Below are 17,126 nucleotides of genomic sequence, written 5' to 3'. Positions count from 1 at the left end.
CATGAAAGCATCTTTTGTCTCATCATCGGCGATGCAGAATGTTTTGCGGCTCACCATCAGCCAGTCCCAAAACAAGCTGCAGCAGGCCTCGACGGAAGCGACCACAGGAACCTACGCCGATATCGGCGTATCCCTCGGCGCCGGCGCTGCAAAGTCGATCAATCTCACCAGCGCCATCGCGCAGGCCGCCTCGTTCAAGACGAGCAATGCCGTCGTCGAATTGCGCATGAACGCATCGCAAACCGCCCTTTCGAGCCTCAAGGATGCCGGCGACAGCCTGGTCTCGAACCTGACCGCGCTCCAGGCGAGCCAGGATACGACGAGCATCGCCGTTGCCCTGCAGACGGCGAGCGCCACGATTTCGCAGCTGGTCTCGACGGCAAACACGTCGGTCAATGGCGAGTTCCTGTTCGGCGGAACGAACCTCGACAGCCAGCCTCTGACCGACCAATCCTCGGCGATCTCGGATACGATCGTTTCGGCTCTGAACGATTATGCAACCGGTCTCGGAAAAGACGTCAACGAGTTGACAGGCGAGGAAATCGGCAGCTTCATCACCGACACGGTCGAGCCGATGTTCTCCGAGAGCGCGTGGACGGACGCTTCCGAAGGCTGGTCCACCGCTTCCAGCACCGACATGACGAGCCGGATCAGCGGATCGGAAACCATCACCTCGTCGACCAACGCCAATTCCGAAGGTATGCGCTATCTCGCACTGGCCTCCGTCGTCGTCTCCGCCCTCTTCGGCCAGGATCTCAGCTCCGACGCGCAGAGCACCGTCGCATCCAAAGCGATCGCCTATGCGGCGCAGGCGACCGCCGGCATCGTGACGCAGCAAAGTGAGCTCGGTCTTTCACAGGAGCGGCTCGAAAAGGCAAATGACGCCCTCGACGCTCAATCCACTCTGCTTCAGGGAAACCTTGTCGATCTCCAGGGCGTGGATGCCTACGAGGCTTCGACGCTCGTCAACCAGCTGCAGACGCAACTGGAGACAGCTTACACGCTCGTCTCGAAACTCCAGGGTCTGAGTCTGGTCAACTATCTCTGACGGGTTGAACATGCGGGAATTCAAGCGGATGCAAATACCGGCCCTAACGAGGGAACCCAACACGACGTGTTCCGAAATCGTGGCGGAGGCGGCCTTCGCGCTCGCCTCTGGCATCATCGATACGATCCCTTTCGTCGGCAGCAAACTCGACGAACAACAGACGCGGGCATGGCCGCGATCGGGTGTCTTCACGGATGACGGCGTCGAGATGACGGGTACGCCCCCTGAAATATTCGAGCTTTGCGAGTTGCTGGCAGCCCATATCGAGAAGGGCACGTCATTCGACGTTTTCGAGGTTTTCCACAAGATTGCGCGCATCGACCGGCTGATCGACTGGCGCCATGGCGCAGTGCTGTCACCCGAGCCGCATCCGGTAACTCATTAACGGAACACGCTAAATTCTCTTCTCGAAGGCGGCGCTGTACGGCCGCGCCGCTCGGGAGCATGGCATAGGCTGGGCTTGCATGTGGCTTGTCCGTTGCGGCAGTCTGGACTTTACCATAGGGAGGCTGAGGGCGACTGCCGAAGTCTGCCGGCAATGGTCTTTCAGAGACCGAGTGTGTTGTTAATGTCAAAGCCGCGCGCGAAGCTTCCATTCTCCGAAGAGACTTTGCAGGCCATGCTGATCCGCGTGCTTCGCCCGCTGGTCAAGCTTGCACTCGCCTCCGGCTTCAACTTCATCTCCTTTTCGACCGTTCTTCGTCGCCTCTATATCGAGGTTGCGGAGAAGGAGTTCGCGCTGCCGAACAAGCAGCAGACGGATAGCCGCATCTCGCTTCTGACCGGCATCCACCGCAAGGACGTCAACCGGTTGCGTGGACAGGCACTCACGGCATCGTTTCTGACCGTCGGCGTTTCACAGACAAGCCGCATCCTTGCAAGATGGCTTGCCGATCCGCTTTATTGCGATGCGGAGGATAGGCCAAGCGCCCTGCCCCGGACCTCCAGCGACGGCGGTCCGTCATTCGAGAGCCTGGTGAGCGACATCACCAAGGACGTTCATCCCCGCTCCATCCTGGACGACTGGCTGGATAAAGGCATTGTCGTTCTCGATCAGGACGGCCAGGTCCAGCTCAACCTCTCATCAATTGTTCCGAATGCCGGTGACGAAGCCCGCCGGCACTATTTTACACGCAATCTTCGTGACCATGTGCAGGCAGCGGTCATGAATCTGATGAACGACCCTCCCCCCTTCTTCGAACGCGCGGTTCACTACGACGGGATATCCCCTGAGCTGGCGGCCCAACTCGACGAGATTGCGCGTGAGGAAGGGATGGCGCTGCTCCTGAAGCTCAACAAGATCGCCCATCGGGCCATCACGGATGATCCCGGCGGCAATAGCCGCTGGATTGCGGGGGTCTATGTCATGCCCGAGGCGGCTGAGGCCGATCTTCAGCCGGACGCCGCTTCCAGGACGGAGACAGACGAATGAGCCCGTCAATGATCTCCAGGAGGCAATTTCTGCTGGGCGGCATCGCACTTCAGATCGTGCGACCGGAGACCGTAGCCGCGCAACCGACGGGGACCAGCGATCATGGAATCGGCGGGTCCGGTCTTTCCATTCAGGGAGGTGGGGAGAACGAAGATCACGGGATCGGCGGAACCGGCATCGTCGGGACCATCCAGGGCTTTGGAAGCATCATCGTCAACAACGTCCACATACCTTTCAGCGCGACGACCCCGATCGAGATCGATGGACGGCGCGCTCCTGCAAGCGCGATGAAGGTCGGTCATGTGGCCCGGGTGCTGCTGACGGGAAAGCGTGCTGCCCGCATCGCGATCGTCAGCGAGGTTCAGGGCCGCATCGACCGGATTGACAAGACCGGTATCACCATATTGTCGCAAACCGTCGACACGACAGGTTTGGTGACGAAGGGCTTGCGAAAAGGCAATCGCGTTGCCGTGTTCGGCATCCGTAAACCGGATGGCACCATCATTGCTCGGCGTATCGAGCCTCGTTCCGTTTCCGATGGCGCCCATGTCCGAGGCGTGCCATCGAAGAGCGGTCATCGCGTCCGGATCGGCGGCCTTTCGCTTGGCAACACGCATGGATATCTGGTCGGCAAGCAAACGCTCGTACGTCTTAAGACAGTCGCCGACCGATTGATGATTATACGCATTCAGGCCGAGCCTGTGGTGCCGGGTCTGAAACGCGGCATCGTCAACGTCGAGACCTTCAGGTCCGCGGACAAAGGCGGGGCTGGCTCGGGACCCGGGGGCTCAACGCCTTACGGCTCGATGCGAATGTCCCCTGACGGCCATGGGTTTGTCGACGTCACCGTACGCGATTCAAGCAGAATGACGGGCTTTGCGGACAGGCAGGGCCCAGACGGCTTTGGTCCTCGCCCGCCGGATGGCCCTCCGGACGGGCCGCCGCATGATCGCCCCTCCTTCGGCAGAGGCGGGCCTGGTGGAGATTATCCCGACCCGAACAGGCGAGGTCCGCCACCGGGGGATACCGCGCCTCGCGGCCCGCCGCCTCCAGATTTTCCAGGTCCCCGCTGAAAGGCTCAGTCGAGCACATTGACATATGGGAAAATTTCCCATTTATTGTTCCTGCGATTCCTGATTTGGATTCCCAAGAAGGACTTGCCGATTGTCTATCGGGTCCGCCCCACACCCGACAGACAATCGTTTGATTTTCAATCGCTGCTGACTGCCGAACCAACCCACCATCGCCAAGAGGAATCAGGAATTGCTTTTGCTGGAACGCGAACCGGATATGTCGATGGGAATGGACCAACCGACGGTCGTTGCAACCTGGGAAAACCGTACGCAAATCATCGAAATCATGGGCATCGCGCTACAGACGAGCCAAGAATTTCAACATCTTTGGAAAAGCAGCGGCGGAACGGGCCGGCTCAGTCAAGACGACACGGATAAGTTGGTCGAACTGCTCCGCCAGATCGGCAACCTGAATGAAATGCTCATGCGATTGGCCTGAAAGGTGTCGATACCCAAGTACCAGCGCCCACGCATTTCCGAGACGTCAAAACTCCCATGGCGAGATCAATTGAAGACCTGAGGTCGCAAAATTGCCCAGATTTCGCGTCGCAAGTCGCCCACCATTGACCCGCGCGATAGCGGCGATCATGCCATCCGGCACTGACATCCCGCGCCCCTGACGAGCGGCCAAACCCATAATGTCACCATAAGCAAGAGCGGCCTCTTCGGTCAGGCCAAAAATCCGGGCTGCAAAGCGACGACGCCAGTCGGACAGTCCCTGCTCGAGGCGTTCGGCTCGCTGATCAGGCCGGATCTTCTGGATACCGAAAGCGATCTCGGCAATCGTTACTGTCGGCAGCGCCAATTCAGCATCATGGCGGACGAGCCATGAGATCACAGCTTCATTGGGTGATTTTATCAAAGTTTCCGAAACAATGTTGGTATCGAGAAAAATCAAAGCTCGATGCCCTTATGAACCTGCCTGCCTTCGTTGATAACGGCTTCGAGGTCGATATCCGTCCCGCTTTGCTGCGAAAGCCCTGGCATAGAAGGACACAGCCGGCTCTCTTCCGGCTTCGCGTATTTCATACGATTCGAGGGCCCTTTCGACAATGTCGGCTATCGAGCGGTTTTCACGGCGGGAAAGCCGGTGAGCAAGATCACGCGCTTTTGCGCTCCGTACAGAAAGCTGAGGTTCGGCCATGCCGATCTCCTTTGCGATAGGATATAAAGGCAGCGTTAGCCATCAAGATGGCAAGTGATGGCTTGATACCATTGCTTTTCGTAAATCATCAACCCAATAATGGACGGCTGCCGCTAAGCTCCAATGTCAGAATAATTAACCACATTTCAGTGTTCTTGCGAAATAATGCCATACGTAGATCAGGTCTCTCGAAGTAGAGAAGCCAAAGTTATTTGGAGACAGTCTTGGCATTCACCATTGCTCGCAGTTTGGTGGCGTTCGGCGTCGCCGTTTCAGTCGGTCTTTTCATGTCGATCGGATTGCAGCAATCGGCGCTCGAACGGCTCAAGGTCAACGGGCCGGTTTACGAGCAGGTCGTCTACGGCAAGGATTTGATTGCCGATATTCTGCCGCCGCCGCTGTTTGTGGTCGAATCCTACATGCTCTCCTTCGAGGCGAGCAAATTTCCCGAACTCACCGACACCAATCTTGCCAAGATCGCAAATCTCAAGGCCGCTTACGACGACCGCCGCGCCTATTGGAAAACCACCCGGCTGCCGCAAGCCTTGAAGGACGAGCTTGAAAACGATGTCATCGCCAAGGGCGATGAATTCTGGGAAGTGATGAACCATGAGATCATCCCGGCCTTGAATGCCAGGGATGAAGACAAGGCGCACGGTGCAATCGAGCAGTTGCGCGTCGCCTTTCATTCGCACCAGGACGCGGTCGAGAAACTCGTTGCCAATTCCGACGCCTTCCTGAAGGGTGAGGAACGCAATGCAGCCTCGGAGATCGTGACCTGGACGATCTATGCGGGTGCTGCGGGCTTCGGATCGTTCGGCCTATTGCTGGTGGGACTGTATCTCTTGCGTCGCCGGGCGATCGTGCCCCTGGATGGCATGAAAGCCTATATGGGCAATCTTGCCGAAGGCGATTTTTCGACCGACGTTCCCTACGCCAACCGTTCCGACGAGATCGGCGCCATGTCCAAGGCCGTCGCGGTATTCCGCCGCAACGCACTCGAGCGGCAGGACGCACAGAAGCGCGAGACCGCACTTCGCGATGCGGAATTCGAGCGTGAACGCAGTCAGCTGGCCGAAAGGGCCGCAGAGGAGCAGATCCGCGAAACGGTGATCGATCAGCTGACATACGGACTGGAACAGCTATCGACCGGCAACCTCGATTGCCGGATCAAGACACCCTTTGCCGCTGCCTACGAGACTTTGCGCGCGAAGTTCAACGATAGTATGGACGCGCTTTGCGCTTCGATGGCGGAGATCGCCCAGACCTCCAAGCAAGTGGGCAGCTCCTCGGCCGGCATCACCGATGCAGCCGACAGTCTTGCGTCGCGCACGGAACAGCAGGCCGCGATGCTCGAAGAGGCCACAGCCGCGCTCGATGAAATGAATATCAAAGCCAAAGACGCCTCCGACCATGCCGGCAAGGCAACCGGCATGATGGCGCAGACCCGCACCAGCGCCGAACATTCGGCAGCCGTCGTTCGCGAAGCAATCGCCGCCATGGAAAGGATCGAAGGCTCGTCCTCCCAGATTGGCGCCATCGTCAACGTCATCGATGAAATCGCCTTCCAGACCAATCTTCTGGCGCTCAATGCCGGGGTTGAAGCAGCGCGCGCGGGCGAAGCAGGCAAGGGTTTTGCCGTCGTGGCGCAGGAAGTGCGTGAACTTGCCATGCGCTCGGCCAACGCCGCCAAGGAGATCAGAGCTCTGATCTCCACCTCCTCGGCCCAGGTCTCCACCGGTGTGGAACTCGTCAACCGCACCGGCAAGGCGCTCCTGGAAATCGAGGGCCAGGTCGAGCAGGTTGCCGGCCTGATCGCCCGCATCGTTTCGGTATCCTCCGAACAGGCGGTAGCGATCGGCGAGATCAACACCTCCGTCAACGCCCTGGATCAGGTAACCCAACGCAACGCTGCCATGGCCGTCGAAACTGCCTCGGCCTGCCGCGCCCTCGGTAGCCAAACGCAGACACTGGAGGGGGTCGTCAACCGCTTTCAGGTCGATGCGGGAGCCAGCACGTCCAGACCGCAGAAAGCTGCTTGAGGCGGGAGCGGCAACGGAAGCCCCTGCTCTTTCGGCAACCTTAGTCCAAGACAATCGCCACGACGGCAACGCAATCGCCGGCCTTGAAATTGATCGTGGTTCCCGACGAGAGATGATCCTTGCTTTCGCGGGCGAACCTTATCGGGTTTGCAGCGTTTCACGGCAATGGAAAATCATGATGGCACCGGCCTTTCGTTGCGTCGGACTATTTCGCGGCAATGCGACCAAATCGCTCCCACGCCCATACTCGAGGGGGGCGGAGCGATCGTTCGTGCCAAAAGGCTGCTGATGCCAGCTTCCGCCAGCGCGAAACACCTGACCTCTATCGAGCTTGGAAGAATTCGGCGCGCTGTCGGCATAGCGCGCATGATGGATACTGCGGTCAGATTGCCTGTCATCGGCGTGCGGATCGGCGCGGACTCAATTCTCGGCCTTATCCCGGCCGTCGGCGACATTGCCGGATCTCTGATCGGTCTTTTCATCATCGATGAGGCAAGACGCCTCGGTGTTCCCACCCATAAGCTCGCCCGTATGGCCGTCAATCTCGGGATCGACGCCGCAGGCGGAACGGTTCCCTTGATCGGCGATCTCTTCGACGTCTATTTCAAGTCTCATCGCCGAAACGTCGGTATCATCCTCGACCACTTTGGGATTGGCGAAGACGAGCTGAATCGGCACATCTGACGAAGCCGATCGCTTCGCCGGTCTGGATCACGTCCGAGCGCCCTTTCTCGTCAGAAACGCCAGGGCCGCCGCGCCGACGAGGCCAGAGTTCTGATCCAATGCTGCCAGCATCACCTTGACATCCTTGAATGCCGGCATGGCCCATTGCGTGATGTAGGCTTGAATGCCCGGTTGCAGCCGATCGAACTCGTGGGAAAGCCCGCCTCCCATCACAATGATATCCGGACTGAAGATATGGATCAGGCTGGTGAAGCCGCGGCCGAGAATCTCCGCTTCCTCGTCGACCAGTTGATTTGCGAGACGGTCTCCATTTCTGGCGGCCGCGAAAACGCTGCGGCTGTCTATGGCTCCGTCATTGCTGCCTAACGTCGTGTCGCGGCTTTCCATCGCTCGCATTTGCGCGCGCCGCGCAAAAGCCGGCCCGGATCCATAGGCCTCGAAACAGCCCCTGTTGCCGCAAGGGCAAAGCTCGCCGTTCGGCACGACCGACATGTGGCCGACATGAGCCGCCATGCCCTTGCGGCCGCGCACCACGCGACCATCCGAGATAACGCCGCCGCCGATTCCGGTGCTGACCGTGACATAGACAAGGTTATCAAGCCCCTTGCCAATTCCGAATTGCCACTCACCGATGGCAGCGGCAATAGCATCATTCTCGAGGTCGACCGGAAACGGAAACCGCTTCTGCAACTCCGCCTTCAGCGGAAAATCGACGAAGCCGGAGAGGGTCGGGATATCAGTCGCGACACCGGCAACCGTATCGAGTGGGCCCGGAGCGGATACGCCGACGCCCACCACCGAAGCAGGGTTTGATGCTGCAAGCAGTCCATCCGCCAGGCCGCAAATCTGGGCGAGCACGCGGTCGGGACCCCCCAGCGCATCCGTCGGTTCGGCTGCGCGCGCCAGAATCCGGCCTTGCTCGTCGACGAGGGCAGCGCGTACCTGCGTCCCACCGAGGTCGATTCCAATGGCAACCTGCTGCATGTGAAGACCATCAGTTAGAGTGCGCGGACCCATGCCATCCGCTCGTCGAGCGACGGCGCATTGAAAGCCAGGGAACCGAGAACGACCGTCTCCGCACCCGACTGGCGCAGGTGAGGCACGGTGTGCTCGCGAATACCGCCGTCGGCCGCAAGCACGATCCGATGCGCCGCGCCGCAGCCGGCGATGATCTGCTTGGCCTGCTGAAGCCGGGCGCCGGCCTTTTCGTCGAGGCCCTGGCCCTTCACACCGATCGCCGTGCCGAGCAGCGTCACGAAACTCAGCCGGGAAACGTATCTTTCGACCCGCTCGACGGGAGTATCGACTTTGAGGACCATGCCGGCGGCGACGCCGCGGCGATCGAGGAGATCGAGCGCCTGGTCGGCGACGCTTTCGTTTTCAACATGCAGGCTAATCAGGTCGCTGCCCGCATCGGCGAACTGCTCGATCTGCGACAGGATGATGCTGTCGGCGACCATCAGGTGAACATGGATCGGGCGCGCGGAAATTTTGCGCACCCCGGCGACGAGATCGGGGAAAAACAACATTGCCGGCGCGAAATGACCATCGGCGACATCGATATGGAGGATGTCGACGTGCGGATCGACACGCATCAGATCATCGGCGAGACGCACAAGATCGGCCGACCAGACGGAGAATTCAGCAATCAAGCGATCCTTCGGAAGATCAGCGATCCAGGTCTTGGAGGGGGTCGTCATTGTTTCAGAGCTCCTTCAGAAAATGGCCCATGGCAAGCCGGAAGTCGGCGACGTATTGCGGACGGCTCACAGTCTTCGATGTGATCTGCACGAAACGCGCGCCGGCAATGCGCTCGGCAAGAGCACATGCGTGGCCAAGAGGATGAATGCTGTCCCGATCATGGCCGATGATGAGCGTCGGTACGGCGATATTGCCGACCTCCTCGTCGGTCACATCAGGACCGTCATTTGAGATCCTGGTGAGCAGTTCGGCGGTCACATCCAAAGGCGTGCGGGAGAAAAAGCCGGCGAGTGACGCCAGATTGTCCGGAGCCTCGGCGGCGAGCCGCACGCCCACCGGCCCTGCCAGGAACGTGGTCTTTGCCTCATCCGGCGGCAGAGTTTTCAAAAGCCGCCCGACTTCGGCATTGGGCGCCATATTCTCCGGCGCGGTTGCCGTCAGCCAGGCCGGCCTTGCGATGATCAGAGCCTTGACAAGATCGGGCCGCGTGACCGCGAGACGTAAGGCGATCGCAGCACCCATCGAGATGCCGCCGATCATGATCGGCGGCGTAAGGTTTTTCTCGATATAGGCGGCGATATCATCGCAGAAGGTCGCGATCGACAACCGCTCCAGATTGCCGGCTTGGGAGTGGCCGTGGCCACGCGCTTCGATCGTTACCCGGCGAAAACCCGCTTCGAGCGGAAAGACTTCGTCGGACTGCGCCGCGTCTCCGCATAAGCCATGCTGGAATATGGCGGACGCGCCCTCGCCCGCCATATCCACATTGAGAATGGTCCCGTCGCTGGTTTCGAACGGTTGAGCCCGTCTCATCTTCCTGCCCCCGCAGAATGACCGTCGAGGCTATTCTTCAGAAAGGCCGCCACACCGGCCGCCTCCGAAGCCGAAAGACCATGCGTGACGAGACTGCCCTCGAAGCCGATCGCCTTGAGACGGCCGAGATAATGCGCGTAATCGAGGACGCCCTTGCCGGCGGTCGCGAAACTACCGTCGCGATTGCGGTCTTTCGCATGCGCCATGACGATCCGATCGGCCAGAAGGTCGATGGCGGAAGACACGATGCTCCGCTGCTCATCCAACGTCGCGAGCTCGAAGAGATTGGCCGGATCGAGCACGATCTTGATGCGGGGGCTCTTTAGTGCCGTGATCAGCCGATGGGATTTCTCAGCCGAGTTGACGACATTGGCAAGCTCGGGCTCGATGCCGAGATCGACATCGTAGCGGTCGGCGATCTCGATGGCCGTTCCCATCGCTTCGAGGAGGTCCCGCCAGGCCTCCGGCGTATTGTTGTCGGCGTGGGCCTTCCACTGGTCGATGGGATCGCGTGTGCCGGTGCAGAGCGTGATCAGGGCGGTCGACATGCCGGTGCTGCGCTCGGCCAGCGTCGCGAGGTTACGAAGGCCGGCCGCGCGAACGGCAGTATCCGGGTGGATCATGTTGAAGGTGCCGGAAACGGCAACGATTTCGACGCCGCTCTCGCGCGCGGCTTCGGCGACCGAGCGGGCCTGGGCTTCCGTGATGATCTCCGGCATCGGCGCAAGGCCCGAGCAGGCCATATTATATTGGGCGCAGGTGAATCCGGCCGCGGCGACCGAGTTGAGAACGGTTGCGGGTTCAGTTCCCTCGAAGGTCTTTGCGAAGATGCCGAGCTTCATCACACGCCACCCGTGACGTCGGACAGCGCAACCGCCTTGCCGCTTTCGGCCGAACGCGCGACGGCGACCATGGCCCGGACGGATGCCAGACCATCATCGATGTCGGCGCCTTCCATCACGGCGCCATCCAGAATGGTGCGGGCGAAGCCTTCGACCTGACGGCGATAGAAATGGCCGTCGGCACCGAGAACTCGATGGGTCGCGCCGTCCGCCTCTCGGAAAATGTCCACCTCGCTGGTCTTGTAGTACCACGGGTTATAGGTCTTGCCCAAAATGCTGCCATTCTTGCCATAGATCTGAAAGCCTTCGTGCCAGTCCATGCGCACCTGGACGGTGAGATCGAGATGGCCGAGCGTGCCGGAGGCAAATTCCACGTCCACGAACCAGCACCAGATACCGGCGCGCTCCGACAGGCGAGCGTTGACGGAAACGATGTCGCCGGCGAAATAACGTGCGGTGTCGATCAGATGGCAACCGTGGGCAAGCATGTAGTAGCGCCGCAGGTCGGCTTTCGGATTGGCGGTGGGCTTCCGCGCATTGGCGCTGGTGACGATCAGGGGTTGGACCGCATCGGTCATTGGATAGCGGTGCGTGCTGTCGCAATACCATGCTTTCAGAGCAACCATTTCGCCCATTTCATCGCGGATGAAGGACTTGGCAGCCTGGAGCCCCGCGTCGAAACGCTTCATATGCCCGACCTGAAACACCTTTCCCGCCCTGTCGACTACAGCTTTCAGTTCAAGGCATTCCTCGACGGTGACACCGACGGGTTTCTCGCACAGGACATGTTTGCCTGCCTGAAGGGCGCGAATGGAAGCCGGGACGTGAAAGGCATCGGCGGTCGCGATCACCACGGCATCGAGGTCGGGATCGGCCAGCATCTTATCGTAATCGTCATAGGTTTTTTCCACCCCGTGGGTGATTGCCATACGCTCACGGAGATCCTCGGCAACGTCGCAAATCGCATAGAGGTCGGCATTGGCTGCCTTCGTGCAGCTCTCGAAGTGCGCGGCCTGGGCAATCTGGCCCGCTCCCAATACGCCGATGCGGAGACGTCGTTCCTGTTTTGCTGGCATCGAAAAGCCCTTCGGGTCGGATATTGAAGTGAACGCCGGTTTCGGCGTCGGATGGAATGCTTTCAAACGTCAACGACGTCTTCTGGCCGGGCCGCCACCAGCGCCGCCCGCTGCTCCCTCGTCAATTCAGAGCGCCATATGCGTTTGCGGATGGAAAAAGTGCAGTTTCGCCGGGTCGATCGCCACATTGATCGATTGGCCTGTCTCGACCGCACTGACAGCCTCGAACCGCGCAACGGCGTTGGCGGCCCCGCTCAAGTCCTCGACAGCATCGGGGTCGCCTGAGTCGATCCGGACCGCGTCGATCTTCAAATGCACGATCAACTCGGAGCCTAGCTCCTCGATCGACTTCACGACAACCGGGATCGTCGGATGGGAGGCACCCGACGGCAACCGGCTGTCGTAGAGGTCCTCGGGCCTGACCCCAAAGATCAGGGCCTTTCCCTCGAAGGCGGAAAGACCGGGAGCGCGTTCGAAGGCGCCGTCGGACAACGGAATGGAGAAGCCCGGCAGATGGATCCGCCCGCCCTCCAGACGCCCTTCGAAAAGGTTCATCGACGGCGAACCGATGAAGCCGGCGACAAACGCATTGACCGGGCGGTGATACAGAGCCTTGGGCGTATCCACTTGCTGAAGCACGCCGCCCTTCAGCACCGCGACCCGATCGCCCATGGTCAGCGCTTCGGTCTGGTCGTGCGTCACGTAGATCGTCGTCACGCCCAGCTGTCTCTGCAGGCTGGCGATCTCCGCCCGCATCTGAACACGCAGCTTCGCATCAAGGTTCGAGAGCGGTTCGTCCATGAGGAATGCCGCGGGCTCACGGACCATGGCGCGGCCCATCGCAACACGCTGGCGCTGGCCGCCGGAAAGCTGTGCGGGCTTGTTGCCCAGCAAGGATTCCAGCTGCAGGATCTTGGCGATCTCATGCACGCGTTTGGTGCGTTCGGCCTTGTTCTTTCCGGCCAGCTTCATCGAAAAGGCGATGTTGTCGAACACTGTCATGTGCGGATAAAGCGCATAGCTTTGAAAGACCATGGCAATGTCCCGGTCCTTGGGCGCGAGATCCACGACGTCCTGACCGCCGATGCTCAATGTTCCGCTGCTGATTTCCTCGAGCCCGGCAATCATGCGCAGAGCGGTCGATTTTCCGCATCCGGACGGCCCGACCAGAATCAGAAACTCGCCATCATGGATCGTCAGGCTCAGATCCTTGATCGCATGGTAGCTGTTTCCATAGGTCTTGCAGATTTTGTCGAGTACAACCACAGCCACGTCTCGTCCTCCCGTACCAGTCCGGATCACATCTTGAACGGCGCTCCCCGCCGTCTCCGATCCTTTTGACAAGAAAGCTCAGGCCTGAGCGTCAAAGTCAACAAAAGAATCGAGGTGAATTCATCACAATCTATCGGAAACAAATCGTATCTAGTTGAAAAATATTATCATTCTATATGAAACGAATATTCATTTGCGGAATTATATTTTTTATCGCGCGTAACTTTTATGGCCAACGCCATGACTGTCAAGAGATCTCGCAAGGCGCTTCAATTGCAGATCAGCGACGCACCGCTCGGTCGGTCGACCAGTGTCGACACCGGTCACACCTGCGCTCACTTTTGGCATCTCGACATCGGGAGCGGCGCAGGTGCATTCTCCGCCGCCATCCATGCCAGACATGTCCGGTGATCTGGCAGGCCTCGGCGCCCTCCCCGTGCGGTCACGGAAATGGCGGCCGCCGCCGTGGCATAGGCAACGCAATCAAGCGGGCGCTTACCCCTAGCGAGGGCAAGGGCGTAGGCACCGTGAAAACAATCACCGGCGCCGGTCGTATCGACCGCCTGAACCTGATAGGCCGGCACATGCCACCTGACGGTATCGCCCTTCTGGCGGAGATAGGTTCCTCGTTCGCCATCAGTAAGGACAACCGCGGACCGATCCCCGGACCAGAGCTTCTCCAGGATCATCGTGGAATCACCTTCGCCGGTGTATTCCTGCGCAAAGGCGAGCGGCAGCACGAGGTGATCGGCAAAAGCCAGGATCCGGTCTGTCGCGGCACCGACCGTCCATTCGATATCGGCAATCACGGCCAGACCCAGGGCGCGTGCGCGCGCCACGACACTTTCGGCGTGCGTGGCATAGCCATCGATCAGCAGGACCGGGGCCTGCATCAGAACATCGTCGGGCAGCGCATCCGACGTGCCGTGCAGCACATCGTCGTCATAAGCGATGAATCGGTCGCCGTCGGGACCGACCGTGATCACGGAACGGATCGGTGCAGCATCAGCGTGGCGGGGAGCCAGCGATATGTCGACGCCGTTACGCTCGAGTTCGCTACCCGCCACATCGGCCATTGGCTCATCGCCGAGCCAGCCTATGAAGCCGGCCCGCCCACCAAGCCGGGCGGCGGCAACCAGGGCCGTCGCCACGTTGCCGCCATGGTCCGTGGCACGCTTAATCACTTTTCCCTTGCCGGCCGTCAGCCCCCGATCGACATAGATGATGTCATCGATTGCCAGGGCGCCGAAGCCCAGAACCTGGAAAGGGCGCGACACGTCTCAAGCACCGGCCGCCGCCAGCGCATCCTCCGGCGTCATGCCTTTATGAATGACGAACTTGAAGGCGCGCGCGGCCATGGTCGTATCGCCGTGGCCCCAAAGGTTGCGACCGACGACCGCGCCTTTGGCTCCAGCGCGCAATGCCTCCGAGGTCTGGACGAGCGCTCCGAGCAGCGTTTCGGTCTTGGGGCCGCCGGCGATCACGACCGGAATCGGGCAGGTCGCAACGGTCTCGCGGAAGGATTCGAAATCGCCGGTATAGCCGACCTTGATCACGTCGACTCCGGCCTCGAATCCGATGCGCACGGCATAGGCAATCTCATCCGGGGTGAACACGATCTTGCCGCCGTCGGAGAAATCACGGGGATAGACATGAGCAACGACCGGCATCTCGAAGCGGGCGGCGGCGTTGACCGTATCGGTGAGCCAGCGGATATACTCTCCTTCGGTGGCGCCGCGCACGGGAATGGCGACAGCCAGAGCGTCCGCACCATAGCGCACCGCGTCTTCCGGGGTCGCAATAAGCTGGCGAATGCGGTCGTCAGCGGTGAAGCAACCACCCTGAATGACGAGCGCTGCCTTCCCGGCATATTCCGACCAGAGGTGGCGCGCCGCGCCGGGCTGGATGCTGATGTAGTCGGGTCCCCCCGCCATGACGCGTCTGAGCGCACCCGGCAGGTCGGCAAGCCCGCCCTCACGAACATTGCCATAACCGACAAAATGATCGACGGCGCCTCCGAAAAGATGACCCGATGGGTTCGAGAACAGGCGTGCGAGGCGGACTTTGGTTCCGAGACCCATGGCGATACTTCCTTCGTGATTGCCGGCTTTGCGATTGCTGGCGCCGATGCTGAGGAAACCCTAACTCGAAAACAAACAAATATTCAATATTTCGATTTCTTTCGTTTTTACATGGATGATGAATTTTTGACGTGCATTTTCGTCGCCCTGCGGCTATTTTTGTAGCAGGAGTCGTAGGATAAGGCGGCAAACTTTCGTTTTTCAAAAGTCATTTGGTCGCAAAGAGCGACAGGTCGGGATCACAAATGCTTGCGGAGCAGAGGCGGCAGCAGATCATGCTGGAACTTCAACGGGTCGGTCAGGCACGCACCCGCCAGCTCGCGGAATTCTTTGAGGTCTCGGAAGTGACGATCCGCTCCGACCTCGAAATCATGGACGCGAAGAAGCAACTGATCAAAACACATGGCGGGGCAATCGCCCTGCCATCCGACTCGCCAGCGGCGGCCTTCGAGGAACGCATGCAGCGCAATTTCGATGCGAAGCGACGCATCGCCCAGATGGCTGCGCGGCAGATCATCGACAATCAGTCGATCGTCTTCGACAGCGGTTCGACGCTGTTGCAAGTGGCCATGCAGATGCCCCCGGTCAACAACGTCGTGGTTGCGACGACGGCGATGAACATCGCGCAGCATCTGATGTACCGGCCAGGGCTCGACGTGCACATGATCGGCGGCCGCGTATTTCCCAGCACCGTGAGCACGATCGTATCGGACTCCGACAAGGCGGTCGGCGGCCTCGTCGCCCACCAGGCCTTTGTCAGCGCTCACGCGATCGATCAGGCCTTCGATGTCGTCGATGTCTCCGAGGATATTGCGCGAACCAAGCGCAACCTGGTTCGCATGGCCCGGCGTGTCGTCCTCGTGGCGGATTCGAGCAAATTTGACATCGGCGCCTCTTCCAAAGCCTTCTCGCTATCGCGCGTCGACCTGATCATCACGGACAGCAACATGCCGCACAGCATTCGCCACCGGCTGGACAAGCTGGGCGTGGAGGTTCGCTACGCGTGACCTGCAGTCCACCTCTCCAATTTACAAGAGAGACAGGAGCGGCTTTGGCGTCGACGGATGGCTTTGGCCGACGCCATGGAATACGAGAAGGGCTAAAATCCCAGACGTCGAAGCGTCTCGCGGTTCGCGCGAACGGCCGCGGCAGGATCGGTTCCGGCATGGTCCGATTCTTCTTCCACCACGATCCAGCCGATAAAGTTCGGCGCATCCCGAACGGCCGAAATCACGGCAGGCACGTCGCAGACGCCTTCGCCCAGCATCGCCCAGGTCCCGCCGGCGTCGACATCCTTCAGATGCAAGTAGCGGATCCGGTCCCGGTGGGCCGCCAGCGTGTCGTCGATCTGCTGGCTGCCACGCAGGATATGGCCGGTATCCGGCACCCAACCCACGCCTGGATCCAAGAGAGCAAAGAGGCGATCATAGTCGTTGCGGGTGAAGAGGAGCGTATTGTGGTGCGAGGAAGGATGGACCGCAACGGCGACGCCAGCCGACTGTCCGATCTCGGTCGCACGATTGTAGCACTCGGCCGCAATGGCGAATTTCTCATCGAGTGGACCATCCGAGACGACCGTCGCCGATCCCATCGATACCATCGCACCGGGAAAGTTCGCCGCGAAATCGACCCATCGCCGCGCCGCGTCGAGATCGGAGGCAATCTTTTCCGCCATCGTGAAGCCGCTGGGGGAGCCGAAGGCAAAGGAAACCAGCGCCAAGCCGGCATCCGTCAGGGTGCGGGCAAAGTCGGCAGGCTTGAGCGCGTAGTGACCGATCATCGTATCGGTGATTTCGACACCGGCATATCCGCCATCGGCAATGGCGCGCACCAGATCGTCCGCACCGCCGCTCCAACCGGTACCCAGCATCTCCCAGGTGAATGTTTGGCAGCCGATCTGCAGCTCAGCGTTTTTCAT

The 17,126-nt window shown here is 60.2% G+C and carries 18 protein-coding genes and 1 pseudogene; 8 read left to right on the top strand and 11 right to left on the bottom strand.

Going from position 1 to position 17,126, the window contains the following annotated elements; translation table 11 throughout:
* Window position 1 precedes the first annotated feature (1 nt).
* The 5 genes from ACD590_RS24505 (at window position 2) to ACD590_RS24485 (ending at window position 3,992) form a co-directional block, all read left to right on the top strand.
* Window positions 2-1,048: a flagellar hook-associated family protein gene (locus ACD590_RS24505; protein ID WP_439003579.1), complete on the top strand. Its 1,047-nt coding sequence runs from the start codon at window positions 2-4 to the stop codon at window positions 1,046-1,048.
* 10 nt (window positions 1,049-1,058) lie between these two features.
* Window positions 1,059-1,433: a hypothetical protein gene (locus ACD590_RS24500; RefSeq protein WP_018245725.1), complete on the top strand. Its 375-nt coding sequence runs from the start codon at window positions 1,059-1,061 to the stop codon at window positions 1,431-1,433.
* A 153-nt stretch (window positions 1,434-1,586) separates the two neighbouring features.
* Window positions 1,587-2,480 carry a DUF6502 family protein gene (locus ACD590_RS24495; protein ID WP_439003578.1) on the top strand — a complete coding sequence of 298 codons (894 nt, stop codon included), beginning with the start codon at window positions 1,587-1,589 and terminating at the stop codon, window positions 2,478-2,480.
* Entirely contained in the window at window positions 2,477-3,553 is a 1,077-nt protein-coding gene (locus ACD590_RS24490) for a DUF5666 domain-containing protein (RefSeq protein ID WP_018245727.1), read from the top strand. Before ACD590_RS24495 ends, ACD590_RS24490 begins: the two co-directional genes overlap by 4 nt.
* A 190-nt stretch (window positions 3,554-3,743) precedes the next feature.
* Complete coding sequence (locus ACD590_RS24485) at window positions 3,744-3,992, top strand: hypothetical protein (protein ID WP_018245728.1); 249 nt, start codon at window positions 3,744-3,746, stop codon at window positions 3,990-3,992.
* 45 nt (window positions 3,993-4,037) lie between these two features.
* Here ACD590_RS24485 and ACD590_RS24480 read toward each other — a convergent pair whose 3' ends face one another.
* Together ACD590_RS24480 and ACD590_RS24475 are read right to left on the bottom strand one after the other, a co-directional pair.
* Entirely contained in the window at window positions 4,038-4,451 is a 414-nt protein-coding gene (locus tag ACD590_RS24480; protein ID WP_018245729.1) for a type II toxin-antitoxin system VapC family toxin, read from the bottom strand.
* Window positions 4,448-4,697: pseudogene (locus tag ACD590_RS24475) on the bottom strand (plasmid stabilization protein). Before ACD590_RS24475 ends, ACD590_RS24480 begins: the two are co-directional and overlap by 4 nt.
* Window positions 4,698-4,921: 224 nt before the next feature.
* Between ACD590_RS24475 and ACD590_RS24470 the strand changes: the two are divergent.
* Window positions 4,922-6,739 (top strand): methyl-accepting chemotaxis protein, encoded by a 1,818-nt coding sequence (locus ACD590_RS24470; RefSeq protein ID WP_113543062.1) that lies wholly within the window; start codon window positions 4,922-4,924, stop codon window positions 6,737-6,739.
* A gap of 288 nt (window positions 6,740-7,027) precedes the next feature.
* A complete protein-coding gene (locus ACD590_RS24465) occupies window positions 7,028-7,423 on the top strand; it encodes a DUF4112 domain-containing protein (protein ID WP_018245731.1) in 396 nt (131 codons plus the stop codon).
* 27 nt (window positions 7,424-7,450) lie between these two features.
* On the opposite strand, the gene ACD590_RS24460 is transcribed toward ACD590_RS24465, so the two are convergent.
* From ACD590_RS24460 to ACD590_RS24425, 8 genes are all read right to left on the bottom strand, one after another.
* The gene (locus tag ACD590_RS24460) at window positions 7,451-8,407 is read right to left on the bottom strand and encodes an ROK family protein (protein ID WP_439004042.1); all 957 of its coding nucleotides are present in this window, start codon (window positions 8,405-8,407) and stop codon (window positions 7,451-7,453) included.
* Window positions 8,408-8,421: 14 nt separating this feature from the next.
* Window positions 8,422-9,123 (bottom strand): ribulose-phosphate 3-epimerase, encoded by a 702-nt coding sequence (locus ACD590_RS24455; protein WP_439003577.1) that lies wholly within the window; start codon window positions 9,121-9,123, stop codon window positions 8,422-8,424.
* A gap of 4 nt (window positions 9,124-9,127) precedes the next feature.
* The gene (locus tag ACD590_RS24450; RefSeq protein ID WP_168298289.1) at window positions 9,128-9,937 is read right to left on the bottom strand and encodes an alpha/beta fold hydrolase; all 810 of its coding nucleotides are present in this window, start codon (window positions 9,935-9,937) and stop codon (window positions 9,128-9,130) included.
* Window positions 9,934-10,779 (bottom strand): sugar phosphate isomerase/epimerase family protein, encoded by an 846-nt coding sequence (locus ACD590_RS24445; RefSeq protein WP_439003576.1) that lies wholly within the window; start codon window positions 10,777-10,779, stop codon window positions 9,934-9,936. The genes ACD590_RS24450 and ACD590_RS24445 overlap by 4 nt, the downstream gene beginning before the upstream one ends.
* Window positions 10,779-11,855 (bottom strand): Gfo/Idh/MocA family protein, encoded by a 1,077-nt coding sequence (locus tag ACD590_RS24440; RefSeq protein WP_193442966.1) that lies wholly within the window; start codon window positions 11,853-11,855, stop codon window positions 10,779-10,781. Before ACD590_RS24440 ends, ACD590_RS24445 begins: the two co-directional genes overlap by 1 nt.
* Window positions 11,856-11,981: 126 nt before the next feature.
* The gene (locus ACD590_RS24435) at window positions 11,982-13,127 is read right to left on the bottom strand and encodes an ABC transporter ATP-binding protein (RefSeq protein WP_020572891.1); all 1,146 of its coding nucleotides are present in this window, start codon (window positions 13,125-13,127) and stop codon (window positions 11,982-11,984) included.
* 335 nt (window positions 13,128-13,462) lie between these two features.
* Entirely contained in the window at window positions 13,463-14,404 is a 942-nt protein-coding gene (locus ACD590_RS24430) for a PfkB family carbohydrate kinase (protein WP_439003575.1), read from the bottom strand.
* A 3-nt stretch (window positions 14,405-14,407) separates the two neighbouring features.
* Window positions 14,408-15,208, bottom strand: coding sequence for a class I fructose-bisphosphate aldolase (locus ACD590_RS24425; protein WP_018245739.1), 801 nt, complete (start codon window positions 15,206-15,208; stop codon window positions 14,408-14,410).
* Between the two features lie 245 nt (window positions 15,209-15,453).
* Here ACD590_RS24425 and ACD590_RS24420 point away from each other — a divergent pair, with 245 nt between their 5' ends.
* Entirely contained in the window at window positions 15,454-16,215 is a 762-nt protein-coding gene (locus ACD590_RS24420; protein ID WP_018245741.1) for a DeoR/GlpR family DNA-binding transcription regulator, read from the top strand.
* Window positions 16,216-16,307: 92 nt separating this feature from the next.
* On the opposite strand, the gene ACD590_RS24415 is transcribed toward ACD590_RS24420, so the two are convergent.
* Window positions 16,308-17,126, bottom strand: coding sequence for a sugar phosphate isomerase/epimerase family protein (locus tag ACD590_RS24415; RefSeq protein ID WP_439003574.1), 819 nt, complete (start codon window positions 17,124-17,126; stop codon window positions 16,308-16,310).

The organism is Rhizobium sp. 862_C5_N1_2, from assembly GCF_051811205.1.
Classification (GTDB): Bacteria; Pseudomonadota; Alphaproteobacteria; order Rhizobiales; family Rhizobiaceae; genus Rhizobium; species Rhizobium leguminosarum.
The sequence above is the reverse complement of the archived record's forward strand: the minus strand, read 5'-3'. Positions and strand labels throughout refer to the sequence as shown.

Excerpts from the sequence above, each read along its gene's own strand:
- ACD590_RS24505 (WP_439003579.1), top strand. The coding sequence starts at position 2 with ATGAAAGCATCTTTTGTCTCATCATCGGCGATGCAGAATGTTTTGCGG.
- ACD590_RS24500 (WP_018245725.1), top strand. The coding sequence starts at position 1,059 with ATGCGGGAATTCAAGCGGATGCAAATACCGGCCCTAACGAGGGAACCC.
- ACD590_RS24495 (WP_439003578.1), top strand. The coding sequence starts at position 1,587 with ATGGTCTTTCAGAGACCGAGTGTGTTGTTAATGTCAAAGCCGCGCGCG.
- ACD590_RS24490 (WP_018245727.1), top strand. The coding sequence starts at position 2,477 with ATGAGCCCGTCAATGATCTCCAGGAGGCAATTTCTGCTGGGCGGCATC.
- ACD590_RS24465 (WP_018245731.1), top strand. The coding sequence starts at position 7,028 with ATGCCAGCTTCCGCCAGCGCGAAACACCTGACCTCTATCGAGCTTGGA.
- ACD590_RS24460 (WP_439004042.1), bottom strand. The coding sequence starts at position 8,407 with ATGCAGCAGGTTGCCATTGGAATCGACCTCGGTGGGACGCAGGTACGC.
- ACD590_RS24455 (WP_439003577.1), bottom strand. The coding sequence starts at position 9,123 with ATGACGACCCCCTCCAAGACCTGGATCGCTGATCTTCCGAAGGATCGC.
- ACD590_RS24450 (WP_168298289.1), bottom strand. The coding sequence starts at position 9,937 with ATGAGACGGGCTCAACCGTTCGAAACCAGCGACGGGACCATTCTCAAT.
- ACD590_RS24445 (WP_439003576.1), bottom strand. The coding sequence starts at position 10,779 with ATGAAGCTCGGCATCTTCGCAAAGACCTTCGAGGGAACTGAACCCGCA.
- ACD590_RS24440 (WP_193442966.1), bottom strand. The coding sequence starts at position 11,855 with ATGCCAGCAAAACAGGAACGACGTCTCCGCATCGGCGTATTGGGAGCG.
- ACD590_RS24425 (WP_018245739.1), bottom strand. The coding sequence starts at position 15,208 with ATGGGTCTCGGAACCAAAGTCCGCCTCGCACGCCTGTTCTCGAACCCA.
- ACD590_RS24420 (WP_018245741.1), top strand. The coding sequence starts at position 15,454 with ATGCTTGCGGAGCAGAGGCGGCAGCAGATCATGCTGGAACTTCAACGG.
- ACD590_RS24415 (WP_439003574.1), bottom strand. The coding sequence starts at position 17,126 with ATGAAAAACGCTGAGCTGCAGATCGGCTGCCAAACATTCACCTGGGAG.